Annotated in this window: 12 protein-coding genes, 2 tRNA genes and 3 rRNA genes; 11 read left to right on the top strand and 6 right to left on the bottom strand. The window is 43.0% G+C overall.

Features of this window, described 5'->3' with window-relative positions; all coding sequences use genetic code 11:
* Window positions 1-24: 24 nt before the first annotated feature.
* Entirely contained in the window at window positions 25-1,359 is a 1,335-nt protein-coding gene (locus AAGR14_RS16390; protein WP_342645316.1) for a HAMP domain-containing sensor histidine kinase, read from the bottom strand.
* A gap of 248 nt (window positions 1,360-1,607) precedes the next feature.
* On the opposite strand from AAGR14_RS16390, the gene AAGR14_RS16385 reads away from it, so the two are divergent.
* On the top strand, window positions 1,608-1,949 hold the full coding sequence (locus AAGR14_RS16385; protein ID WP_342645315.1) for a YMGG-like glycine zipper-containing protein: 342 nt from the start codon (window positions 1,608-1,610) through the stop codon (window positions 1,947-1,949).
* Between the two features lie 86 nt (window positions 1,950-2,035).
* Here the strand turns inward: AAGR14_RS16385 and AAGR14_RS16380 are convergent, their stop codons facing one another.
* Window positions 2,036-3,337, bottom strand: coding sequence for an NAD(P)/FAD-dependent oxidoreductase (locus AAGR14_RS16380; RefSeq protein ID WP_342645314.1), 1,302 nt, complete (start codon window positions 3,335-3,337; stop codon window positions 2,036-2,038).
* Window positions 3,338-3,722: 385 nt separating this feature from the next.
* On the opposite strand from AAGR14_RS16380, the gene AAGR14_RS16375 reads away from it, so the two are divergent.
* From AAGR14_RS16375 to AAGR14_RS16345, 7 genes are all read left to right on the top strand, one after another.
* Window positions 3,723-5,564, top strand: coding sequence for a DNA topoisomerase 3 (locus AAGR14_RS16375; RefSeq protein ID WP_342645313.1), 1,842 nt, complete (start codon window positions 3,723-3,725; stop codon window positions 5,562-5,564).
* Window positions 5,565-6,182: 618 nt separating this feature from the next.
* Window positions 6,183-7,701 (top strand): 16S ribosomal RNA (locus AAGR14_RS16370).
* 212 nt (window positions 7,702-7,913) lie between these two features.
* Window positions 7,914-7,988 (top strand) — tRNA-Ile (locus AAGR14_RS16365).
* Between the two features lie 22 nt (window positions 7,989-8,010).
* A tRNA-Ala gene (locus AAGR14_RS16360) sits at window positions 8,011-8,084 on the top strand.
* A 250-nt stretch (window positions 8,085-8,334) separates the two neighbouring features.
* Window positions 8,335-11,219 (top strand): 23S ribosomal RNA (locus AAGR14_RS16355).
* A gap of 187 nt (window positions 11,220-11,406) precedes the next feature.
* Window positions 11,407-11,518: ribosomal RNA gene (gene rrf / locus AAGR14_RS16350) — 5S ribosomal RNA — on the top strand.
* The 16S, 23S and 5S rRNA genes sit together here with 2 tRNA genes alongside, the layout of an rRNA operon.
* Before the next feature lie 434 nt (window positions 11,519-11,952).
* Window positions 11,953-14,352 carry an ABC transporter permease gene (locus tag AAGR14_RS16345; RefSeq protein WP_342645312.1) on the top strand — a complete coding sequence of 800 codons (2,400 nt, stop codon included), beginning with the start codon at window positions 11,953-11,955 and terminating at the stop codon, window positions 14,350-14,352.
* Window positions 14,353-14,536: 184 nt separating this feature from the next.
* On the opposite strand, the gene AAGR14_RS16340 is transcribed toward AAGR14_RS16345, so the two are convergent.
* The 4 genes from AAGR14_RS16340 to AAGR14_RS16325 form a co-directional block, all read right to left on the bottom strand.
* The gene (locus tag AAGR14_RS16340; RefSeq protein ID WP_342645311.1) at window positions 14,537-16,846 is read right to left on the bottom strand and encodes an FdhF/YdeP family oxidoreductase; all 2,310 of its coding nucleotides are present in this window, start codon (window positions 16,844-16,846) and stop codon (window positions 14,537-14,539) included.
* 1 nt (window position 16,847) lies between these two features.
* Entirely contained in the window at window positions 16,848-17,216 is a 369-nt protein-coding gene (locus tag AAGR14_RS16335) for a hypothetical protein (protein ID WP_342645310.1), read from the bottom strand.
* Window positions 17,217-17,270: 54 nt separating this feature from the next.
* A complete protein-coding gene (fdhD, locus tag AAGR14_RS16330; RefSeq protein WP_342645309.1) occupies window positions 17,271-18,149 on the bottom strand; it encodes a formate dehydrogenase accessory sulfurtransferase FdhD in 879 nt (292 codons plus the stop codon).
* 444 nt (window positions 18,150-18,593) lie between these two features.
* Complete coding sequence (locus tag AAGR14_RS16325; protein ID WP_342645308.1) at window positions 18,594-19,598, bottom strand: LacI family DNA-binding transcriptional regulator; 1,005 nt, start codon at window positions 19,596-19,598, stop codon at window positions 18,594-18,596.
* A 180-nt stretch (window positions 19,599-19,778) separates the two neighbouring features.
* Between AAGR14_RS16325 and AAGR14_RS16320 the strand changes: the two genes are divergently transcribed.
* From AAGR14_RS16320 to AAGR14_RS16310, 3 genes are read left to right on the top strand one after another with little or no spacing between them, the layout of a single operon-like run.
* Window positions 19,779-20,657 (top strand): inositol oxygenase family protein, encoded by an 879-nt coding sequence (locus tag AAGR14_RS16320; protein WP_342645307.1) that lies wholly within the window; start codon window positions 19,779-19,781, stop codon window positions 20,655-20,657.
* 43 nt (window positions 20,658-20,700) lie between these two features.
* Window positions 20,701-23,736, top strand: a complete 3,036-nt coding sequence (locus tag AAGR14_RS16315; RefSeq protein ID WP_342645306.1) for a SusC/RagA family TonB-linked outer membrane protein — start codon at window positions 20,701-20,703, stop codon at window positions 23,734-23,736.
* Window positions 23,737-23,750: 14 nt separating this feature from the next.
* Entirely contained in the window at window positions 23,751-25,433 is a 1,683-nt protein-coding gene (locus tag AAGR14_RS16310; RefSeq protein WP_342645305.1) for a RagB/SusD family nutrient uptake outer membrane protein, read from the top strand.
* The last annotated feature ends 27 nt before the right edge of the window (window positions 25,434-25,460 follow it).

Raw genomic sequence — 25,460 nt, 5'->3', positions numbered from 1 at the left:
CTTGAAGGGATTGCTCAGTAAATACTAAATACTATTAGCTAGCAAGGGTATTTCAGCTCCTTTTTCTTGTACAGAAGCTGTCGGCAATTGCACGAAAAAAGTAGTGCCGCTTATACTATCACAATGAAACCAGATTTTTCCGTTTTGTGCGGCAGTGTATTCTTTACATAGCACCAGGCCTAAGCCAACGCCTTTTTCATTGGCAGTACCTAGCTGTGATGACCCGGTTAAAAGAAAAATATCATCACTCAATTTTATAGGTTGGCCCATACCGCTGTCTTTTACCATAAGCAGGCAGTTTGCCCCTTCGGTACGGGCGCTTACCATTACCCGACCTCCCTCAGTTGTAAATTTAATAGCGTTATTTACCAGGTTACGTATCACTAATTGCAATAAATCTGCGCTGCCCTTAACCTGTATATGCTGCGGAATAAAAACATCTAAAGAGATGTTTTTGCGGGCTGCAATGTTTTTAAATAACGACAGCTGCGAGGCCAGGCATTGATGCACGTTAAGTGTTTTCAATTCAACGTTGAGCCCGTCCATCTGGTTTTTAGACCATACCAGTACGTTATTAAGCATGTCTAAAGTACTGCGGGTAGATTGCAGTAGGCTCTTGTTAATCAATAAAGCTTCCTCATCATCAATATCACCGTCGCTCAATAACTCCAGGTAGTTTTGAATATTACTTAATGGGCTGCGTAAATCATGTGCCACTATCGAGAATAACTTGTTTTTTTCGTCATTCAGCACATTCAGCATTTTAGCCCGGTGGTTAGCTATAAATCTTTCGGCATCATAATTTTTGCGGATGATGAAATATCCTACCACGGTTACGCCGGTTACACTCAGGTAAGCCGATGTTAAATCCAGATAACGTTCTTTGTTATTAATATAAGTCTGCGGTATCAAATCCGGATGGTTAAACTGGATCCAATGCAGCGTTGCAACGATAATAATATTAACCGGAATCCATATTGTATACTGATTTACCGGAACAATAGCCGTCATTAACGTCATGGTCAGTATAAAAAAGATATCTGTGGGTCCGTTTACACCTGAGTTAAGAAAGAAGTTGCCCACAAACAACAGGTTGCCGGTAACGCAAAAAATAATCAGCGCTATTCCGGTTTTTTTTAAAATACGCGACAGGTAGTAAGTAGTAGCAAATACAATAAGTGAAATTGCACTTATTAAAGATATCAGCGGTAAATTAATGTAATAATTAAACGGAATGTTGTAAGCTAAAGCCACAATAGATATAAGGCAGACAGCATGAAAAATCCGCACGTTGAGCGGAAATTCATCTATTGTACCAATCCATTTTTTAAGAATGGCTGCAAAGCCTGCCTTGGTCATCAACGTAATTTAATTAGGTATGTAAAAATAAGTTTTTATAGTTACAAGTTATCGTATATGATCGGTTTTTAATGACAATAAAGCTGTTTTTTTACACCACAAACCTTGCTAACCTATTACGTGCTCTAAATATTATTTGTTCATTATCAGTATTTTAATTATAAGATAACTGGAGTGTGTATTATTAATTAAACCTTTCGTCTTTACCAGCATCTGATATTGTATAAACACACTAAAAATACACGATTATGAAAAAGATAGTTTTTGTTTTAGCCCTGATTATTCCCGTATTATTAAGCACGGTAAATGTGCAAGCGCAGCGTCGCATGAGCTCACAAGCTAAAGGTGCTATTATTGGCGGTGCAGGTGGTGCGTTATTGGGTGGGCTGATAGGCCATAACTTAAAAGGTGCGCTTATTGGAGCAGCCGTAGGTGCCGGTGGTGGTTACATTGTTGGTAATGAGCACCGCAGAACAGTAGAAAGAAGACAGGTAGCTTACCGCACCGGATATAACAATGGATATTATACCCGTTACGAGGGCCGTCCGCGTTATAGCCGTGTATATCGCACTGCTTACCGCAGATGGTAATTAGTAGTTCTTATAAATGCAGAAAGCCTTTGAGTATATCAAAGGCTTTCTGCATTTATAGGCTTGATGCCTGATATAATCATACTTTACATAAAGTAATCTACATCCTGCTCACGTTTTACGTTCGATTTTACAATCATGCGCAGGTGCTGATCTTTGGTTAAGTAAGCTGCAACCCAGTTGTAAGCGGTTTTAAGTTTGTTACGGAAGTTAACCAAGCTAATGAGATGCACAAACAGCCACATTAACCAAGCCATAAAACCGTTCATGTGTAGTGCCGGTTTTGGTAAATCGGTAACTGCCTTGTTACGGCCAATAATAGCCATCGAGCCTTTATCATGATAAGTAAACGGCTTTTGCTGGCCGCTTTTTAAGGTAGCAACAATGTTTTGAGCCAAATTAGCGCCTTGCTGTATAGCTACCTGCGCTACCTGCGGGTGTCCGTTCGGGAAAGCCGTATCTGTAGTTTGCAGACAGTTATCGCCAATGGCGTAAATATTACCCTGGCCTTGCACCTTGTTAAAGGCATCAACCAGTAACCGATTGCCGCGACCGTAGCTTTCGGCAGGCATGCCTTCAAAGCGCTGAGAAGTAACCCCGGCAGACCAAATCAAGTTCTTGGTTTCAATGCTTTCGCCGTCATCAAAAGATACCCGGTCGTTTTTAAAATCAACTACCTTTTTGTTTAGTTTGATATTTACACCCATTGCCGTTAACGATTTATGAGTATACTCCTGAGATTTTTTGCTCATTGGCGTCAGCAACGTAGGTAAGCCATCAATCAAGTAAATATCAAATGGCAAAGCCGCCAGCTCAGGGTAATCTTTCTTAAAAATGTTTTGGCGTAGTTCGGCTAACATACCTGCAACCTCAACACCGGTAGGGCCACCACCTGCTACAACAATAGTGGTTAGTCTTTTACGCTCTGCCTCGTCTTTGGTTAATGTGGCATCTTCAAGCCTTTGCAGCAAAGTATTTTTTAAAGCAACGGCGTCATCAATCGTTTTCATCGGCAATGCATTTCTTTCAATGTTTTGCATGCCAAAGTAATTGCTGGTAGTACCGGTTGCTATGATGAGATTGTCGTAATGTATCTCGCCGGTAGACAGCAATATTTTATTTTCTTCAGGCTGAATAGATAGTAATTCACCCATCTGGAAGTTAAAATTAGGTTGATCTCTAAACAACCTGCGATAAGGGTAGCTGATGTTCGAAATATCTAAAAAGCCTGTTGCAACCTGGTAAAGCAGGGGAGGGAAGAAATTATAATTGTTACGGTCAACGAGAGTAACGTCAACGTTGTCAGATTTTTTTAAAAGTTGTTGGGCTACATTAATGCCACCAAAGCCGCCGCCAACAATTACGGTTTTTATTTTTGTTCGTTCCATTTATTGATTTTTAAATCCAGGCCAATCTCAAAATGGCTGTTGCTACAGTAGCTTGGGCCACCACTAAATGTATTTTCCGGATATTTACCGATGCTCTCTTTTTATCTGTCAATATCCTGATAAGATTGACTGGTACAAATATATTGATTTTAATTGATGTGTACTAATTACACTATCATGGTTGCCATCCTGCTCTCTTTTATATATAAAATACAACGTATTATGAACTAAGCGCAAGTTGCAACAGGGCTTTATCATATAATACTTATTTGGTGCGTTGAATGAGCATCATTGCCGTGCATCAAAATAACATGGTTTTAATAAACTGATGCTTGTATATTTGTCGGTTTACGATTTCTAAGGATAAAAGATTTGCGTTTGCATTATGAAAGTAATTATAGCAGAGAAGCCATCAGTCGCGCGCGAAATAGCCAGGGTATTTGGGGCTAATCAAAAACGCGAAGGATATATAGAAGGTAAAGGGTATGCATTTACCTGGGCCTTTGGGCATTTACTGCAACTGGCCCCACCGCAAGAGTACGGTTATTATGGCTGGAGTGTGCAGAACTTACCTATGCTGCCGGCTAAGTTTAAACTGGCCATACGTAAAGTAAAAACCAAAGAAGGCATGGTAGACGACCCGTCGGTTAAAAAGCAACTGGATATTATTAAGGGATTGTTTGATGAGGCTACCGAAATTATTGTTGCCACGGATGCCGGGCGCGAGGGTGAACTGATTTTTCGTTATATCTATTATTATTTGAAATGCAAAAAGCCTTTTAAGCGATTATGGATATCGTCGCAAACCGATGCTGCTATTAAAGACGGGTTTAAAAACTTGAAGCCAGGCAGCGATTATGATACCTTGTTCAATTCAGCACACTGCAGGTCGCAGTCTGATTGGCTGGTAGGTATGAATGCCACACAGGCGTTAAGCCTGGCATCAGGAACGCGTTCTGTACTTTCGCTGGGCCGGGTGCAAACCCCGACGTTAGCCATGATCTGCTCTCGATATCTGGAGAATAAAAATTTTGTGCCCGAGTTGTATTTTCAAGTGGCCATACAGTTAGATAAGGCTGGGCAGCTTTTCAGAGCCGTATCGGTAAATAACTTTAAAACAAAAGAAGAAGCGCAGGCTATATTGGATAAGGTGGAGGATGTTGCGGCCGGGTACGAAAAAGGAGGACATATACTAAATGTAGAAGCCAAGCCCCGCAAAGAACCACCGCCCTTGCTGCATGATTTAAGTAGTTTGCAGCAAGAAGCCAACAAACGCAAGGGATTTACAGCTGACCAGACCCTAAGCCTGTTGCAAAACTTATATGAAAGTAAGCTCGTAACATATCCGCGTACCGGTAGCCGCTACATTGGGGATGATGTGTTTGCAACCATACCCGGTTTAATAGATAAGTTTACAACACACCCTGATTTTGGTAAGCAAGCCGGAGTTTTGTCGGGAGCGAAGCTGAATAAGCGAAGTGTAAATGCAAAAAAGGTGACCGACCATCACGCCATATTGCCAACAGGTGAGCCGTCCGGCCAATTGGCAAAAGACCATCAGGCAATATATGATATGGTAGTAGGGCGAATGCTGGAAGCGTTTCACCAGGAATGTGTTAAGCAAATCACAAAAATTACTGTACAATCCGGGGCCAAGTTTTCTGCCAGTGGCACGGTAATCAGTTCGGCCGGATGGCGGGCTGTATTTAATGAGCCCGACGAGGACAAGAAGGATGAAGAAAATACCTCACTGCCCAAAGTGGTGAAAGGCGAAGACCTACCAGTGACCAACAAAGCTATATTAGATAAACAAACTAAACCTAAGCCTCTGTATAATGAAGCATCTTTACTGAAGGCTTTGGAAACTGCAGGAAAAGAAATTGACGACGACGAGTTACGTTATGCTATGAAGGATAGTGGCCTCGGAACCCCCGCCACACGCGCCGCTATCATAGAGACGCTGATTAAGCGCGACTATATATTGCGCGAGAAGAAGAACCTGGTACCTACAGCAAACGGCCTGATGGTGTTTGAAGTGGTGAAAAACCAGCAAATAGCACAAGCCGAACTAACAGGTAATTGGGAAAAGCGTTTAGAAGAAATACGGTCCGGCGCATCCGTGGCAAATTTTCAGCAAGAAATTAAAGATTATACCTGTGCTATTACTCAGGAAATGCTTAAAGCAGGAGCTACTATTCGTAAAAAGCAACAGGAGGCTGTTGCTTAAAGACTATATTTTAATTAAATGAAAATAAAATTTGCGTAATACATATTCTTACCTACATTTGTAACCCCGTTTGCGATGAACGGGGGGGAATTGAAATAGCAAAAACAACCTCAAAAAAAGATTAAAACTTTTTTCTTAGAAAGTGAAAACTATTTTTACCTTTGCACTCCCAATCGCAATGAGCGGGAAAGATTGAAAAGCGGGAAGTAATCATCAGGCAAGCAGGGCGTTAAGCCGGCGAGACTGAATCGAAACGGGGTTAGCAAACCAAGCGAAACCTGGTCAAAAAAAAGAAAAACTTTTTTTTGTTAAAGTAGAAAAGATGATTACCTTTGCACTCCCAATCGGAAGATAGGGAAAATAGTTAGAAAGTCACTTACCAGTTGTGGTAAGCAGATATAAAGCCGGAGTGAGAGACCGAGGCGAAAAGTTCTTTTAAGAAGTAACATGTAGCGTAGCGGGAGCGGTAGGGAACTACTAATCTTTGCTAAGAAAGAAAAAGAAAACCATTTAGAGTTTCTCAGAAGTTAGTTACGGTTAGGATACTGTATAAAGATACAATTAATAATCAGATTTCTATTTTGAGTAATAGGGTCTGGATCATAAACAAAACATTTTACAATGGAGAGTTTGATCCTGGCTCAGGATGAACGCTAGCGGCAGGCCTAATACATGCAAGTCGGACGGGATTAAGCTTTCGGGCTTATGAGAGTGGCGCACGGGTGCGTAACACGTATGTAACCTACCTTTATCAGGGGGATAGCCTCTCGAAAGAGAGATTAACACCGCATAACATCAAGTTATAGCATTATAGTTTGATCAAATATTTATAGGATAAAGATGGGCATGCGGGACATTAGCTAGTTGGCGGGGTAACGGCCCACCAAGGCGACGATGTCTAGGGGATCTGAGAGGATGACCCCCCACACTGGTACTGAGACACGGACCAGACTCCTACGGGAGGCAGCAGTAAGGAATATTGGTCAATGGGCGCAAGCCTGAACCAGCCATGCCGCGTGCAGGAAGACGGCCCTACGGGTTGTAAACTGCTTTTGTACCGGAATAAACCTTGATACGAGTATCGAGCTGAATGTACGGTAAGAATAAGGATCGGCTAACTCCGTGCCAGCAGCCGCGGTAATACGGAGGATCCAAGCGTTATCCGGATTTATTGGGTTTAAAGGGTGCGTAGGTGGCCTATTAAGTCAGGGGTGAAAGACGGTAGCTTAACTATCGCAGTGCCTTTGATACTGATGGGCTTGAATACAGTTGAAGTAGGCGGAATGTGACAAGTAGCGGTGAAATGCATAGATATGTCACAGAACACCGATTGCGAAGGCAGCTTACTAAAGTGTGATTGACACTGAGGCACGAAAGCGTGGGGATCAAACAGGATTAGATACCCTGGTAGTCCACGCCCTAAACGATGAATACTCGATGTTGGCGATATACGGTCAGCGTCTAAGCGAAAGCGTTAAGTATTCCACCTGGGGAGTACGCCCGCAAGGGTGAAACTCAAAGGAATTGACGGGGGCCCGCACAAGCGGAGGAGCATGTGGTTTAATTCGATGATACGCGAGGAACCTTACCCGGGCTTGAAAGTTAGTGAATGATTCAGAGACGAATCAGTCCTTCGGGACACGAAACTAGGTGCTGCATGGCTGTCGTCAGCTCGTGCCGTGAGGTGTTGGGTTAAGTCCCGCAACGAGCGCAACCCCTATGTTTAGTTGCCAGCATTTAAGGTGGGGACTCTAAACAGACTGCCTACGCAAGTAGAGAGGAAGGAGGGGACGACGTCAAGTCATCATGGCCCTTACGTCCGGGGCTACACACGTGCTACAATGGGCAGTACAGAGGGCAGCTACCTGGCAACAGGATGCCAATCTCAAAAAGCTGTTCACAGTTCGGATCGGGGTCTGCAACTCGACCCCGTGAAGTTGGATTCGCTAGTAATCGCGTATCAGCAATGACGCGGTGAATACGTTCCCGGGCCTTGTACACACCGCCCGTCAAGCCATGGAAGCTGGGGGTACCTGAAGTATGTAACCGCAAGGAGCGTCCTAGGGTAAAACCGGTAACTGGGGCTAAGTCGTAACAAGGTAGCCGTACCGGAAGGTGCGGCTGGAATACCTCCTTTCTGGAGCAGTATCCATAAAGGCCAGTAACGTTAAAGGCTGAAAGAGATCTAAAAGGAAGCAATCTGGAAGTAAAGGATTCTGCTACGCACATGTCATTCTTAAAGTAAAAGAAGAAAAAGAGGAAGAAAAACCCAGAAGAAGAAGCCATATCAGAAAGCTTTATCTAATCAACACAGAGGAGAAAGCGGGATGGCTGTTATTAATAACACCAAGTCTCGTAGCTCAGTTTGGTTAGAGCACTACACTGATAATGTAGGGGTCAGCAGTTCAAATCTGCTCGGGACTACTACAGGGGTTGACATCTTTTTGGGGAATTAGCTCAGCTGGCTAGAGCACCTGCCTTGCACGCAGGGGGTCAACGGTTCGAATCCGTTATTCTCCACGCTGTTTTCTACAGGGATCATTGAATATGAGATTCCGCTACAGATGAAAACAAAAGTTCTTTGACATATTGGAAGAAGTAATTGTAAACGAGAAAACAACAGTGAAGGACGTTGTAAGTATGGAGTAGCAAGTATAAAGTAGCAGTAGCAGGATGCAAGTTTTGATACCTGATACTAATTACCTGATACCCGATACAAATAACGAACGAACATAAAGACATATCATACCGAGCAAAAGCGGTATAGATAGAAGAAAGTAAGAAAGGGCACACGGGGGATGCCTTGGCTCTGGGAGGCGATGAAGGACGTGATAAGCTGCGATAAGCTGCGGGGATTAGCAAATATGAATTGATCCGCAGATTTCCGAATGGGGAAACCTAATCCATTGAAGATGGATTGCATAAATGCGCAAACCTGCTGAACTGAAACATCTAAGTAAGCAGAGGAAGAGAAAACAATAGTGATTTCCTGAGTAGTGGCGAGCGAAAGGGAAACAGCCCAAACCCAATTTGTTACGGCAAGTTGGGGGTTGTAGGACTACGATGTGGTATATTTAACAGAAGCGGAAGGGTATGGGAAGGCCCGCCATAGAGCATGAGAGCTGCGTACGCGTAATAATAAATAACCTAGTAGTATCCTGAGTACTGCGGGGTCGGAGACGCCCTGTAGGAATCTGCCGGCACCATCCGGTAAGGCTAAATACTACCCAGAGACCGATAGTGAACCAGTACCGTGAGGGAAAGGTGAAAAGAACCCCGAACAGGGGAGTGAAATAGAACCTGAAACCGTGTGCTTACAAGCGGTCGGAGCAGACTTGTTCTGTGACGGCGTGCCTTTTGCATAATGAGCCTACGAGTTACTCTTCTCTGGCAAGGTTAAGTGTTTAAGACACGAAGCCGAAGCGAAAGCGAGTCTGAATAGGGCGTGCAGTCAGAGGAGGTAGACGCGAAACCTTGTGATCTACCCATGGACAGGTTGAAGGTGCCGTAACAGGTACTGGAGGACCGAACCGATAAACGTTGAAAAGTTTCCGGATGATTTGTGGGTAGGGGTGAAAGGCTAATCAAACTGGGAAATAGCTCGTACTCCCCGAAATGTTTTTAGGAACAGCGTGGCGGTAAAGTTACACAGAGGTAGAGCTACTGATTGGGTGCGGGGGAGTCAAATCCTACCAAATCCAGACAAACTCCGAATGCTGAGTAATATACGCTGCAGTGAGGCTCTGGGTGCTAAGGTCCAGGGCCGAGAGGGAAAGAACCCAGACCATCAGCTAAGGTCCCCAAATTACTATTAAGTTGAACTAACGAGGTCCGACTGCACAGACAGCTAGGATGTTGGCTTGGAAGCAGCCATTCATTTAAAGAGTGCGTAACAGCTCACTAGTCGAGCGGTCGGGCATGGATAATAAACGGGCATTAAATAGTATACCGAAGCTATGGATTGTATATTTATATACACTGGTAGGGGAGCATTCTACCGTCAGTGAAGCATGACGCGACAAGCGCATGTGGAGATTGTAGAAAAGCAAATGTAGGCATAAGTAACGATAAGGCGGGAGAGAAACCCGCCCACCGAAAGACTAAGGTTTCCTGATCAACGCTAATCGGATCAGGGTTAGTCGGGGCCTAAGGATAATCCGAGTGGAGATTCCGATGGACAACGGGTTAATATTCCCGTACTTTTGATAACTGCGATGCAGTGACGGAGTAGTGACACATCCGCGTTCTGACGGAATAGAACGTTAAAGGCCGTAGGTATAGGTTTGGTAGTAAAGTACGCCAGATTTGCTGAAAGCTGATAGTACACAAAGCCTTCGGGTGGCGTGATAGTGATGGTAATCAGACTTCCAAGAAAACCTGCTAAGCTTCAGGTTATCAAAACCCGTACCGTAAACCGACACAGGTAGTCGAGGAGAGAATCCTAAGGTGCTCGAGTGATTCATGGCTAAGGAACTCGGCAAAATGGCCCTGTAACTTCGGGAGAAGGGGCGCTGTCAGCAATGGCAGCCGCAGTGAAAAGGCCCAGGCGACTGTTTAACAAAAACACATGGCTTTGCAAAATCGAAAGATGACGTATAAGGCCTGACACCTGCCCGGTGCCGGAAGGTTAAGAGGGGATGTTAGTCGCAAGGCGAAGCATTGAATCGAAGCCCCGGTAAACGGCGGCCGTAACTATAACGGTCCTAAGGTAGCGAAATTCCTTGTCGGGTAAGTTCCGACCTGCACGAATGGTGTAACGATCTGGGCGCTGTCTCAGCCATGAGCTCGGTGAAATTGTGGTATCGGTGAAGACGCCGGTTACCCGCAACGGGACGGAAAGACCCCATGCACCTTCACTACAACTTAACATTGATATCGGATACAGGATGTGTAGGATAGGCGGGAGGCAGCGAAGTGGGTTCGCCAGGACTCATGGAGCCAACCTTGAAATACCGCCCTTTCTGTATTTGGTGTCTAACTCTGCACAGCGGAGGACATTGTTTGGCGGGTAGTTTGACTGGGGTGGTCGCCTCCAAAAAGGTAACGGAGGCTTTCAAAGGTAAGCTCAGTACGCTTGGTAACCGTACGTGGAGTGCAATAGCATAAGCTTGCTTGACTGTGAGGCAGACAAGCCGAGCAGGGTCGAAAGACGGATATAGTGATCCGGTGGTTCTGCATGGAAGGGCCATCGCTCAAAGGATAAAAGGTACGCTGGGGATAACAGGCTGATCTCCCCCAAGAGCTCATATCGACGGGGAGGTTTGGCACCTCGATGTCGGCTCGTCACATCCTGGGGCTGGAGAAGGTCCCAAGGGTTCGGCTGTTCGCCGATTAAAGTGGCACGCGAGCTGGGTTCAGAACGTCGCGAGACAGTTCGGTCCCTATCTGTTGTGGGCGTTGGAAGTTTGAGTGGGGCTGACCTTAGTACGAGAGGACCGGGTTGGACAAGCCTCTAGTGAATCTGTTATGGCGCCAGCTGTACTGCAGAGTAGCTACGCTTGGAATAGATAAGCGCTGAAAGCATCTAAGTGCGAAACTAGCCACAAGATGAGACTTCCATTGAGGGTCGTGGTAGACTACCACGTTGATAGGTTACAGGTGTAAAGGTGGTGACATCATAGCCGAGTAATACTAATTGCCCGAAGCTTTCTTCGACAACAGATAATGGTGGTTTAACCCTTTCCGGTTAAACCACCAACCATCAAAACAACAATCACCGTTGTTTTCCCGCAAACAATCACTTCTTTCAATACAATGTCATTGTTGACCTTGGTTCCGTAGTTGAATGGTTAGATAGTTGAAAAACTCCATAACCCAACCACCCAAAGCAACATTAAAATATTCAGGTGCCTATATCGGCGGTGTCCACCTCTTCCCATTCCGAACAGAGAAGTTAAGCCCGCCTGAGCCGATGGTACTGCGGTAACACGTGGGAGAGTAGGTCGGCGCCCAATCCTTTTCGCTTATCAGCCCCTTGTCTTTGGTAGACAAGGGGCTTTTGCGTTTTATACGCCCGGGAGGAAAGGGAGGCGGGATGGGTTAATATTCTTCCTGCCTGTAATGTCTGTGGCTAATTAGTTGGCACTATTGTTTACTGTTTTAATAGTCTGGCAACATATTTTAGTTTCCATAAAAAAAACTCTTGCTTTTTTTCCAGCTACTTTTATTAGTTGTTCTCTCTCTCATTGATTAATACCGAACGATCGCTGTATCAAAAACGGACATATTTACTTTTGCTGTAGTTTTCAATAACTTGTTTGTCAATCATTTACGTCAACGGTATATACTTTGGCAGTAATTCGGTTGACACAATACTCATTTCTTCGGTGCCTTGCTATAGCGTTTGGAGAATGAATAAAGTTTGTGTTAGTAATGCAACTAATCAGCTATGATCAAAAACTACTTAAAAATTGCCTGGCGTAATATGGTGAGTAACAAATTGTTCTCTACCCTTAACATTGCCGGTTTAGCCATTGGCATGTGCGTTTGTATCACGCTTTTTGCGTGCATAACCTATGAAATGAGTTTTGATCGGATGTTTATTAATTACAAGGATATTTACCGTGTAAATATGCAAACGTCAGCCGATTATAATTATAAGGTATGGTCTGAGTTGCCAAATGCCGTTGGCCCGGCCCTAAGCCAAAATATACCGCAGGTACAGTTGGCCACAAGGCTCATTAAGCACGACTTTGGTGCAAAAGTTTCCATTAAAACTGATGAGAAAAATTTTACGGAAAGGGGTTTATACATGGCCGACTCAACCGTGTTCAGGATGTTCGATGTAAAGTTTATAGAGGGTAGTTCCCGTACCGCTTTCTCGCAGCCAAAATCAATTGTGCTTTCGCAAGCCGCCAAAGTTCGTTTGTACGGCAATGGTTCGGCATTAGGCAAACTAATTTATGTAAACAATCGGGATACCTTACACGTGTCGGGTGTTTATGCAGATATGCCCGCTAACAGTACCGTTGATTGTGATATGATTTATAATATTATGGACACTTGGGCAGGTAAAGACGTATACTGGAGTAACTCCAGCTACGAGACTTACTGTATGTTAAAACCCGGTGCCGATTTAAATAGTGTGCAGCAACAAGCCACCGCTTTAATTGATAAAAACATAAGTAAAGACAATAAATTTTTCACGAAATTTTTATTTCAGCCACTGGCCGAAGTGCATCTTTATTCGGCAGATATTCGTGAAGGTTATACGTCAAGGCCAGGCAGCATAAGTACGGTTAAAGCTTTGATTTTTTTGTCGGTGCTGATACTGTTTATTGCCTGTATTAATTACATGAATCTGGTTACTGCTCGTTCACAAAAGCGAGCTAAAGGAGTAGGCGTAAGCAAGGTATTAGGAGCCGACAGCAGGCAGATGCTTTTGCTGTTTTATAGTGAGACTGCATTGTTCTCGCTAATCGCCATAATTATAGGCTATACTTTGGCATTGCTGGCCGAACCGGTATTTCAAAGTATAACCGGCATCGCTTTAACACGGTCGGCATTATTGTCTTGGCCAATTTTGGTTGGTTTAGTGTCCATTTGGTTTATTGTTACACTGCTGGCGGGGAGCTATCCGGCTTTATCTATGTCAGGCATATCGCCGCTGGTTTTGATGAATAAGCTGAAATTGAAAAACTCGACTGGAGATTTTGTTCGCCGTACCTTGGTGGTGTTTCAATTTGCATCATCGGTTATATTAATCATTGCTGTAATTATCATCTTACAGCAAATTAGTTTTATCCGAAACAAGGATTTAGGTTATAACCCAAACGGTATTGTTTCAATCAACATAGCCTCTTCTCAAAATAAGAACCAGGTTGCTGCCTTAATTAATGACCTGCATGGTTTGGCGGGTGTAGAAAGCGTATCGGCTGTGCAATCAGTTCCGGGTGATGTTGAAAGCGGACGCAGTGTAAGAAAGTTAATTACCGATAAAGAAGGGATGCCGGTTAAAACCTGTCATACGGATGGTTCTATTGTAAAAACGATGCAATTGAAGTTGCTTGCCGGTCAACCATTGCCAGCGACAGTGGCTTCGGGAGATACTATCTGCTATGCGTTAATCAATGAGGCCGTGCTAAACTATCTCGGTTTTTATTCTCCGCAGGATGCCATCGGTAAATATATCACCAGCGAAATGGCACATAAAACAGTAGTGGTTGGTGTGGTTAAAAATTTTAATTACCAATCACTTAAAAACGAAGTAGGAGGGTATGTATATTACACCATGAACAAGGCGCCAGAGTCGTTGCGTACCTTGCTGGTACGTTACAATACGCAGGATGTGACGCAGTTAATGCATAACGTAGAAGGTAAATTTAAGACAGACCTGCCTAACTCAAGCTTTGATTTTGAGTTTCTGGACAATCGTATCCAAAACCTTTATGCATCCGAGCAGCACATGGCAAGCACGGCTACTACTTTTTCAATGCTGGCTATATTTGTTGCCTGTTTAGGTTTGTTTGGATTGGCCGCATTTATAGCCGAGCAGCGAACAAAGGAAATAGGCATCCGCAAGGTACTTGGTGCCAGTGTATCAGGTGTAACCAAATTACTAACAGCAGATTTTATGAAATTGGTGGTTCTATCTATCCTGATTGCCTCGCCGATAGGATGGTACTTAATGGATAAATGGTTAATGGCTTTTAATTATCGAATCAGCATCAGTCCGTGGGCTTTTGTTATTGCCGGTGCTACTGCTATACTATTTGCACTGTTAACCGTTAGCTCGCACGCTATAAAGGCCGCTGTGGCTAATCCTGTTAAAAGTTTACGAAGTGAGTAAATATCAGAACTCAGCAGCATCTCCAGTTAGTAAATTGAATAACATAATCGATAATGCTATTTTAGTTAGATGATTAAATAACAAATGCCGGGCTAACGCTTTAAAAGCTGCCCGGCGTTTATTATAAATCCTAATCGTGGTTTATTGAGTTTGATGATAAGCTATTAGTGCATTCTATCAATAGTTAGCTCGTTTTATTTAGTTTAACAATTATCGATTTTGACGCCGGCTGATTACTGCCATCGGCGGTAAAATCTACCGGTATTAATACATTGGTTTCCGGGTAATAAGTGGCTACGCTGCTTTCGGCTATATCATAATTAACTACAATAAATTGTTTGGCTACACGCTCTTCATTATTGTGATAACTGTAGATATCTACTACGTCGTCCTTTGCCAAACCCTGTTTTTGCATGTCTGCTGAGTTCATAAAAATAACGCGCCTCTCATTATCAACGCCGCGGTAGCGATCTTTAAGTCCGTAAATGGTGGTATTAAACTGATTATGACTGCGAATACTCATCATGAGCAGCTCGCCTGGTTGGAGTTTTTGCGTTTCTAAAGGAGTTACAAACAAAACAGCTTTCCCTGTTTCGGTATCAAATTTTCGCTCGCGTGGACCGTTAGGTAAATAAAATCCCCCTTTAACACGTACTCTTTCATTGTAATGATCAAAGCCCTTTACAACCTTCTCGATATCATCTCTGATAGTATCATAATTTTTTTCAAAATTATCCCAATTCACTTTACTTGTTTCGCCAAAGGTGGCTTTGGCCACACCACACAAAATCTGTACCTCGCTCAATAAATCGTCCGAAACCGGGTCAAGTACGCCTTTTGATGACTGTACAACGCCCGTAGTGCCTTCGGTAGACACAAAATGCTCTTTGCCATCATGAATGTCTTTATCAGAGCGGCTCAGGCAAGGTAGTATTAGCGCTTCTTTGCCGTGTACTAAATGGCTGCGGTTCAGTTTCGTGCTTACATGTACTGTAAGGTCACAGCGGCGCATGGCTGTTGCCGTATAATTGGTATCCGGTGTAGCTGACAGGAAATTGCCTCCCATTGCAAAAAATACTTTTGCCTTACCCTCGTGCATGGCCTTTAATGCTTTTACCACATCATAGCCATCTTCCCGGGGCGGTTCAAATCCATAAACTTCTTTAATTTTATCCAGCATTTCTGGGGCAGGCTTATCCCAAATACCTACGGTACGGTCGCCCTGCACGTTGCTGTGTCCGCGCACGGGGCAAGTGCCGGCGCCCGGTTTGCCTATACTGCCTTTTAAAAGCAGTATGTTAACCATATCATAAATAGAGTTTACAGCGTTTTTATGCTGGGTAATACCCATTGCCCAACAAAATACAATGCGACTGCTGTACCTAATTAAGTTAATTAGTTTTTGTACTTCTTCGCGCTCCAGTCCGCAGATAGCCAATAGATCATCAACGTTATAGTTGGCCACGTCGGCTATTAGTTCGGTGTAGCCGGTGGTATACTCGGCAATAAACTGATGATCAAATACCGCACCCGGTACTTTTTGCTCCTCTTCCCAAAGCATTTTTGTTATCGCCTTTAAAAGAGCCTGGTCAGAGTTAATGCGTGGTTTAAGATACAGGTCAGACACTTTGGTATCAATGTGCAAAGCACTTTTTACGTTTTGCGGGTCTGAAAAACCGATGAGGCCGGTTTCGCGCATGGGGTTAATGGCTACTATTTTAGCGCCATTCTCGCGGCCTTTACGCAAAGCCGAAAGCATCCTTGGGGCATTAGTGCCAGGGTTTTGACCGATGATGATAATCACATCGGCCTGGTAAAGGTCATCCAGTTTGATAGAAGCTTTGCCCAAACCACATTGCTTTTTTAAAGCTACGCTGGTAGACTCATGGCACATATTAGAGCAGTCGGGCAGGTTATTGGTGCCATATTCGCGCGCAAATAACTGATATACAAAAGCCGCTTCGTTACTGGTTCTGCCCGAGGTATAAAACACCGCCTCATTTGGGTCGGCGAGTTTATTTAAGTGCTGTGCGATTTTTTTAAACGCATCAGGCCAGGTGATGGGCTGGTAATGAGTAGCCCCCTCTGGTAAATACATTGGTTGCGCAATCCTGCCTGCTTTGCCAATATGATAATCGTCTAACAATGATAAATCGTAAACCGAGTTTTGAGCAAAAAAATCGGCTCTTAAACTCTTGGTTGTTATTTCTTCGGCCACAGCTTTAGCACCGCTTTCACAGTATTCGGCAATGGGCGAGCGGTCATCGTCAGGGTCGGGCCATGCACAGGACGGGCAGTCAAAGCCCCCCTTTTGGTTCAGTTTAAATAATGCCACGTTGCCCCTCACCAAGTTAGCCTCTCCCAGTACCTGCTTAATTGATTCGTAAACCGCTTCGGCACCGGCAGCTATGCTTTCCGGTTTTGACCGTTTCAATTCCGAAAGTGTTAAAGGATTTTCGGCTTTTGGTAACTGCTCGTTTTCTGGCTCTTTCATATCAGCAAGCTAAATGTGGGTTTTCAAAAAAATCAGACTGGTCTTCGTCTGCATCAACATCTATGCATTTGAAGTCTTTTTCTAACAACAAATAGAAAGTACTGCCATCCGGGAGCAACATGTTGCTTTCAATACTCACCTGGTCGGTATCAGCCCATTGCTTTAAAATGTTTTGTGGCACATGGAGTGTGATCGTCGACTGCTTAAAATCGGCAGTAAGTTCGGCCCACGTCGAGGCCTTAATAGCGTAGGTAAGCGTGTTAGCTGGAAAGTCTGTCTTTTCCTGGATGATGCCTTGTTCGGCCAGCGTGCTTACTTCAGATTTGGTAAGCCGGTAACGTAAACTGTTACCTTTAATGCGTATCTTCATTTTATAAAATCCGTCTTCAGATAGTGTAGTAATAACAATGGCTGCATGTGCTTGTTATGCCACCAAATCGATTAAATTTAAAGGGTGCAAGGTAGATGAAATACGTTGCGGAGCACTGTAAATGTTAAAACGTTGGTTACGGAGAAATCCTATCAAGGTCATGTTAAATTCTTGCGCCAGTTCTACAGCCAGGCTTGATGGGGCTCCGACGGCTGCAACCAGCGTTATGCCGGCCGACGCCGCTTTTTGTATCAGTTCGAAACTTGCCCTGCCACTCAACAACAATACTGATTTACTTAAAGGCAACAGATTCGCCTTTAGTGCTGAGCCAATCAATTTATCCAGCGCGTTGTGCCTGCCTACGTCTTCCCTCAGCATAAGCAGTTCGCCATCTAAGTTAAACAATGCTGAAGCATGCAAACCGCCTGTATCAGCAAATACAGCCTGGTGGTCTTGTAAAACCTGTGGTAAGCGGTACAATAATTCGTGGTCAATTTGCCAGGTTTCTTGTTGGCAAGCAAATTCATGTACCGTTCTAATAGCACTAATGGAACCTTTGCCGCAAACCCCACAACTGGAGGTGGTATAAAAATTTCTTTCTGTATTTTGCAGGTGTGGTGTTATATCTTCTCTTAGCTCGGCTTGTATAATATTTTGCTTGTTTTCGCTGCAGGCAACAGTGTTATGATAAACATGAGTTAAATCTTTTGCCGATTTAATGATACCTTCAGTAAATAAAAAGCCAGTGGCCAACTCGGCATCATTACCCGGCGTACGCATGGTGACAGATATGCTCTTGACAATGCGACTTTGCAACGGGCCATAGACCAACCTTATCTCCAGGGGTTCTTCAATAGCAAGGTTATCGGTTTCTCGGTGATCAATATTGCTGATAGCTTTTATAATCTGAAACTGTTTAATGGCTTCTGACATAGTGAGATAAAATTGCTGTTAATATAAAGTGAATTACCTGATTACATTTACTAACGGCGCATAAGCGTCATCCAGGAAATATGCTGCCTTTAATGGGTAGGTGTGAGTGTTGTTTGACGCATCTTAAACTCAATGCGAAATCTTATTTATAACAGAAGTATAATGCATATTGTTCTTGAACGGGTAAGGTAAAATATCTTAAATCTGTATTTAGTTAAATGATTTAAAAATAAGTACGCGCTAATTGTAGTAGGTAATTGTTTGCTAAAAAAGCAGCAGCTTGGTGAGTAAACGGATGTGAGCCGGCATTAAGATCAACACCGATATAGCGCACATGGCCGGGCCGTTATACATCGTTCCCCGTAATATAGGTTTTAAAACGTAATACGACAGCGATATGGGCTGGGGGAGAGCTGTCTTAAATTATTAAAGCAAACTACTCGCTTAATTGGATGATTGCCTAAAAATTATTTCTGATGGTAACACTATAGATTCAGCTTCAGAAATATGATTGCTTCGGGCCAGCTTTTTAAACAAGGTTTGTGCTGCAACCTTACCAATTTCGTAAGCCGGCTGGTTGATGGTAGTAAGCGGAGGGTTTAAAAACTCGGCCATGGCAAAGTTGGTAAACGTAAGTACTTTAAGTTGACCCGGAATTTTGATGTCTAAATCGTGGCATACCTGATATAAAAGCGGAATTAATTTCTCTACACTCAAAATGATACCGTCTGGTTTATCATCGCTCTCAAAAAGCGACGATAAGATAGTATAATCAGTTTTTAAATCGTTTCCGCAAATTAATACGTTCTCGTAGATAATTGCATGCTCTTTTAATGCGGATCTATAACCGCTTTCGCGGTTGCGATTGATGGCCAGAGTAGGAGAATTGCCTACAAAGGCAATTTTTTGACAGTTTTTTGAAATCAGATGAGTCGTAGCCGTATAGCTGCTCTCAAAATCATTCGTCACTACACAGGTAGTAGGCAGCTCTTCGCGTACCCGATCAAAAAAAACAACAGGTGTGCTGCTGTCCATTACCGCCGCAATATGCTCCACTGTATCTGTTTCTTCAGAAACCGACATTAGTATTCCGTCTACCCGGCCACTCCTAAAATCTTGCATAATAGCCTGTTCTCTACTTAAACTCTCATGCGTCATGTAAATGAGCACGTGATAGCCGTAAAACAGGGCGACTTCCTCAATACCGTTAATTACTTTGGCAAAAAAGCTATCAGCAATTTCAGGTATTACCACCGCTACAGTTTTGCTGCGGCGTTTTCTGAGGCTGCTGGCGTATGGGTTGGCAATATATCCCATTTTGCGCGCCGCTTCCAAAACAATGTTTTTAGTTCCTTCACTTATTTCGTAACTGTTAGCTAATGCTTTAGAAACTGTTGCTACTGAAAGCGACAGCTCCTTGGCAATCATTTTTAAGGTAACGGACGGCATCTGATAGTTATTGGTGATGCAATATAGAAATTATCTATCGAAAACGGTTTCGTAAAAAAAAGTACCGTATTGTACAAACGGTAGACGCACTCGTGGTAACTTAGTACAGTCAAAAAATGGCATTACCGATTATTAACCGCAGGCTTAAATCTCGTAAAGCTTGCTTATTTTTGCAAAAACATGAAAGAGCTGAAAGATTCAGAAATTAATCCTCTTGCAAGCCTCGACAACTGGGAAGATGATTTGTTATCGCGTTACCCTGATCCGGAAAGTATTGCTACTACCAGAAGTACCGAAGAGTACCGTCAGTATGATGATCCGGCACGTGATACGGTAAGAGAGTTTTACAAATTAAACCACACTTACCAAACTTACGATTTTGTGCAGGAGAAAAGAAAAGATTTTCTTGCCTTTAACCGTGAGGAAAAAACCATTTGGGAAGCTTTTGATTTTCTGAACCAATTGGTTGACGATTCAGATCCTGATACCGACTTAGACCAGTTTCAGCATTTACTGCAAACTTCAGAAGCTATCAGATCTGATGGACATCCGGATTGGATGGTGCTTACCGGTTTAATGCACGACATGGGCAAAGTACTTTGCTTGTTCGGCGAACCGCAATGGGCTGTAGTTGGAGACACCTTTCCGGTGGGTTGTGCTTTTTCTAACAAAATTGTTTATCCAGAGTTTTTTGCGCTTAACCCTGATTCAAGCAATCCAGAATACAACACTCAATTAGGTATTTACCAAGAGGGCTGTGGTTTACGAAACGTTACCATGTCTTGGGGACATGACGAGTACGTTTACCAGATGATGAAAGATTATTTGCCTGAGCCTGCTTTGTACATGCTGCGTTACCACTCATTTTACTCATGGCACCGCGAAGGCGAGTATGGTTACTTGCTGGACGACCATGATCGCGAGATGCTGAAATGGGTGAAGCTGTTTAACCCTTATGACTTATATTCAAAAAGCCCTGTTGCTCCAAACTGGGAAAACATCAAGGGGTATTACCAAGAGTTAATTGCTAAATACCTGCCTGCAAAACTTAAGTTTTAATGGCAATATACTTTCTGAACACTATTAAATAACGAACCAAACTATGAGATTAAATTTACGTATCTACGAAGGTAGAATGCTACCTTTTTGGCTTCTTTTTGCTCTGTTTTTCGCTTTTGGGCAGTCTTTTGCACAGACCGGCCGGCGTATTACAGGTAAAGTGACTGACAACAAGGGGCAGCCTATTCCAAGCGTTACCATTACGGTTAAAGGCGCAGCCCGCGCAACCCAAACTGATGTTGAAGGCAAATTCGGCATCAACGCCGCCAGCGGCGAAACTTTAGTGCTTACTTCTATTGGTTATGCCACAAAAGAAGTAGGAGTGACCAACGAAACTACTTACACTTTTGAATTGGCCGAAAGCAGCAACTCTTTAAAAGACGTTGTTGTAATAGGTTACGGTACAAGCTCACGCAAAACCGTATCAAGTGCTATTACACAAGTAAAACAAGAAGATTTAAACCGCGGTGCAATTGCTGACGTAGGTCAATTACTGCAAGGTAAAGTACCGGGATTAAATATTACTGCCAGCGGCGACCCTAACAAACCTGCTGCTGTTATTTTACGTGGTGCTTCAACAGTAAACAGCCCGGGTTCTCCTTACTATGTAATTGATGGTATACCAGGTGCAGATATTGCTGCCGTTGCTCCTAATGACATTGTAACTATTGATGTATTAAAGGATGCTGCTGCAACTGCTATTTATGGTAACCGAGCTTCGGCAGGTGTTATCATGGTAACTACTAAACGCGGTAGAAAGGGATCGTCAGTTGTATCTTACAGTGGTTACGGCGGCGTTGAGAAGGTAAGCAACCAGTTGGACCTGATGAATGCAGATGAAATTCGCGCATTCTTAGCAAAAAATAATACTACTTTCACATCAGGCAACGATTTTGGTGCTAATACCGACTGGATGAAAGCGATAGAACGTTCTACTGCTTATGCACAAAATCACAACATTTCTGTAAGCGGTGGTTCTGAGCATGGCACTTACAGCGCCAGCATCAACTACTTCAAAAAACAAGGTATTTTAAAAGGAAGCTCTTTAGAGCGTGTAATTGGCCGTTTGTCAGTTGATCAGTATGCTTTAAACGACAAATTGAAGTTCAGCTTAAACTTATCAAACTCTGCCAGCAACTCTAACAATGTCCCGCTGCAAAATATAGTGCTATTACAGGCTGCTAAACACCTGCCGGTAAGCCCTATTTATAACGCAAATGGTACTTACTTTGAAAACTTTAATACCAGTGGTTATTATAACCCGTTATCGCTTTCAAATAACGCACAAGATAATACCAAGTATAATGTGTTGCTAGGTTCATTTGTAACCGAAGCTAAACTGCCGTTTGGTTTTACTTACAACGTAAACTTGTCTTATCAAAAAACAACCTCACAACATGGTGAGTTTTACAGCAGCTATTACAACCAATATCCAAGCGCCGGTTTCTATAACAACCCCGACCCAGGTATTGGCATTTCTCACTCTTTGATCAATTTTGGTCAAAATGGATCTGCTCTCCGTAGCGATTTTTCTAATACTACTAAAACACTCGAAACCTTCTTAAGCTGGAATAAGAAATTTGGTGACCATTCATTAAACGCCGTTTTGGGTTATTCATACCAGGATAACGTTTATGGTGATGGAATCCAGGTATCAAGTACCAATTTTCCTGCTGATAATATTGGTTACAACAACCTTGCTCTGGGTAACCCTTACGCAGTTTCTGGTTACCGTATCAATACAGGTAACGACCAGACTTATGGTAAAATTTTAATGATTTCTGACTTCTTCCGGGTAAGCTACAACTACAAAGAGAAGTATATTCTTCAGGGATCTGTTAGAAGAGACGGTAGCTCTGTATTTGGTGCTAACAATCGTTGGGGATATTTCCCGGCAGGTAGTATCGCATGGGCTATCAATCAGGAAGACTTCATGAAAGATCAGTCTGTAATTGATAACTTAAAATTGCGTGTAAGTTATGGTGTAACTGGTAACTCATTTGGTATTGGTGCATACACTGCCCAATTATTGTACGGGTCAAGCGGTACCTATTATAACAATGGTATCCAAGCAGGTGCTTATTCACCAATCCAAGGTCAAAACCCTGATTTGAAATGGGAGCGTACAGCAACTACTAACATTGGTCTTGACTTTGCAATTCTTAAAAATAAAATTACCGGTACAATTGACGTGTATAACAAAAACACTAGTAATATGCTTTTCGGCTATAATGTGTCGGCAGCGCTTGTACCTGGTGGACGTATTAACGCAAACGGCGGTAGTATCAACAATAAAGGTATTGAGCTTAGCTTAACAGCCAATGCAGTGTCAACTAAAGACTTTAACTGGTCAAGCTCTATCACTGCTGCTTACAACAAAAACAAAGTTACCAGCCTGAAAAGCCCTTACGCTAACGGCGACTCAATCCAGTATTCATCTCCTGAAGGCCCAGGTCAATCAGGTTCTACCTTACAAATCCTGAAAGTAGGATATCCGTTAGGTCAGTTCTTTACCTTTAGATATGCAGGTAAAGATGCTAATGGTAATTCACTTTTCTACAAAAGAGACGGATCAACTACTATACAGCCAACTCAAGGAAATGACTACTTCTACGCGGGCAGTCCGCAGCCTAAATTGATAATGGGATGGAACAACTCTTTCCGTTACAAAAATTTTGATTTCAACGTATTTTTGAGAGGCACATTCGGAAATAAAATATTTAATGCCACCCGTGCAGATTTATCTAATACATCTGCCGCAGGTGTCAACAATATTTTGCGCAGCGCATCAGACGATAAAACTACCGATATCAGAAATTACTTCTACTCTGACCGGTATTTAGAGAATGGTTCTTATGTAAGATTGGATAACACCACTTTGGGTTACAACTTTAAACAGCCGGTTAAATCTATCAGCAATATACGTTTGTATGTAACCGCTAACAATTTGTTTGTAATTACAGGTTACAAAGGCATCGATCCTGAGATTAACCAAGGTGGCCAGTCGCCGGGTGTTGATTACAACAACTTTTATCCAAAAACACGTACATTCTTATTGGGCGTTAACGTATCATTATAATCAGTAAAAGAGTCATGAAAAAGATATTTTTAACCATTGCGTCTGTGATTGGTATAGCTGTAGGGCTATCCTCTTGTCACAAAACAGACGTGAAAGTAAATACCGAATTAACACCAGATATTTTCCCTCAAACGCCTGCCCAGTATCAGGCAGCATCGGGAGCAGTATATATAGCACTGCGTAGTGATTATACCGGAGCTTACTTTTTTTCACAAAGCCATACCACCGACGAAAGTGTTTTAGCTGTTTACAACACAGATTGGATTGACGGTAACAGATACCAGGAATTGCATCGCCATACCTGGACAAAGGATAACTCTGGTATTAGTGGCGTTTGGTATTATTTAACAAACCTGATCGGTGTAGCCAACCAAACCATCTCTATCTTTAACGCAGCTCCTGCCAGCAGCGCAAAAAGCACCAGCTTGGCCGAATTAAAAACGGTACGTGCTTTTGCTTACTACATGATGATGGATAGTTTTGGTAACGTGCCTTTAGACACCTTATATGGTGCCAAAGATTTACAACCTACCGCACCTCGCGCCAAGGTATTTAGCTTTGTAGAAAGCGAATTGAAAAATTCTTTGCCTTATCTAAAAACAGATGTAAACACAACAACTTATGGTTTACCAACCAAGTATTTGGCCTATTCCATCCTGGCTAAAATGTATTTGAATGCTGCTGTTTACACTGGTGCTCCACGTTATGACGACTGTATAGCAGCTTGTGATCAAATTATTAGTTCAGGCAAATATTCGGTAGAACCGATGGCTTCTTATTTGCAAATGTTCTACCCAACTAACGGTCCAACTACGCAAAAGGAATTCATCTTTGCAATTCCTTATGATGCATCGACTAACGGTGGTAATATGATCTTTGCACGTTATAATCTTAATCGCAACTTAGGGATCCGTTACTTGTACTCAGGTTCAACACCTGGCGGCTTTACCGATCCTGTTATAAACCAAAACACCGGTAATGGTTTGGTAAACAACAGGCCAAGCGGTCCGTCAATGACTACTGCGGAGTTCTATGCTAATTTTGATGACCCTAATGACATCAGAAATAAGCAGTGGTTAACTGGTCAGCAGTACTGGCAAGACGGAACCCCAATTATGGTGAGCACCACTAACGCCGGATATGACCAGTTCTATAAAGGTTCGGCTCCAAATGCTACTTATGTTTACCCGTTAGTACTGTCTCAGTTAACATTCAAACCTCGTACAGGTACTAACTCTGATTACGATTTAGGCCGCGACGAAATTGCCTGGAACACTGGTTACCGTAACAATAAGTTTTTAGCTGATTACACTAACCCAATTAACCGTAATCAAAATAACGACTATCCGGTTTTCCGTTATTCAGATATTCTGTTGATGAAGGCTGAGGCTATTTTACGTGGTGGCGCAGCAACTTTAGGTTCAACGGCTTTATCATTGGTTAATCAAATCAAAGCTAACCGTACCACAACTCCGGCTTTAGGTACCATCACTTTAGACGGTATCTACAGCGAGCGTGCAAAGGAGTTAGCTTACGAAGGCTGGCGTCGTAACGACATGATTCGTTTTGGCAAGTACGAAGGTACTTGGGGCTTAGGTAAGACTAACGCCGATACTTACCGTCGTATATTCCCTATTCCAACTTCAGGTTTCCAAACCAACACCAAATTGGTTCAAAACCCGGGATACGCTAATTAATCTTACTCAATAAACAAACAACCCCCG

Source organism: Mucilaginibacter sp. CSA2-8R (assembly GCF_038806765.1).
In the GTDB taxonomy this organism is placed as follows: domain Bacteria; phylum Bacteroidota; class Bacteroidia; order Sphingobacteriales; family Sphingobacteriaceae; genus Mucilaginibacter.
This window is presented reverse-complemented; position numbering and strand designations above follow the sequence as displayed.

Excerpts from the sequence above, each read along its gene's own strand:
- AAGR14_RS16380 (WP_342645314.1), bottom strand. The coding sequence starts at position 3,337 with ATGGAACGAACAAAAATAAAAACCGTAATTGTTGGCGGCGGCTTTGGT.
- AAGR14_RS16310 (WP_342645305.1), top strand. The coding sequence starts at position 23,751 with ATGAAAAAGATATTTTTAACCATTGCGTCTGTGATTGGTATAGCTGTA.
- AAGR14_RS16375 (WP_342645313.1), top strand. The coding sequence starts at position 3,723 with ATGAAAGTAATTATAGCAGAGAAGCCATCAGTCGCGCGCGAAATAGCC.
- AAGR14_RS16390 (WP_342645316.1), bottom strand. The coding sequence starts at position 1,359 with ATGACCAAGGCAGGCTTTGCAGCCATTCTTAAAAAATGGATTGGTACA.
- AAGR14_RS16325 (WP_342645308.1), bottom strand. The coding sequence starts at position 19,598 with ATGCCGTCCGTTACCTTAAAAATGATTGCCAAGGAGCTGTCGCTTTCA.
- AAGR14_RS16385 (WP_342645315.1), top strand. The coding sequence starts at position 1,608 with ATGAAAAAGATAGTTTTTGTTTTAGCCCTGATTATTCCCGTATTATTA.
- AAGR14_RS16315 (WP_342645306.1), top strand. The coding sequence starts at position 20,701 with ATGAGATTAAATTTACGTATCTACGAAGGTAGAATGCTACCTTTTTGG.
- fdhD (WP_342645309.1), bottom strand. The coding sequence starts at position 18,149 with ATGTCAGAAGCCATTAAACAGTTTCAGATTATAAAAGCTATCAGCAAT.
- AAGR14_RS16335 (WP_342645310.1), bottom strand. The coding sequence starts at position 17,216 with ATGAAGATACGCATTAAAGGTAACAGTTTACGTTACCGGCTTACCAAA.
- AAGR14_RS16340 (WP_342645311.1), bottom strand. The coding sequence starts at position 16,846 with ATGAAAGAGCCAGAAAACGAGCAGTTACCAAAAGCCGAAAATCCTTTA.
- AAGR14_RS16320 (WP_342645307.1), top strand. The coding sequence starts at position 19,779 with ATGAAAGAGCTGAAAGATTCAGAAATTAATCCTCTTGCAAGCCTCGAC.
- AAGR14_RS16345 (WP_342645312.1), top strand. The coding sequence starts at position 11,953 with ATGATCAAAAACTACTTAAAAATTGCCTGGCGTAATATGGTGAGTAAC.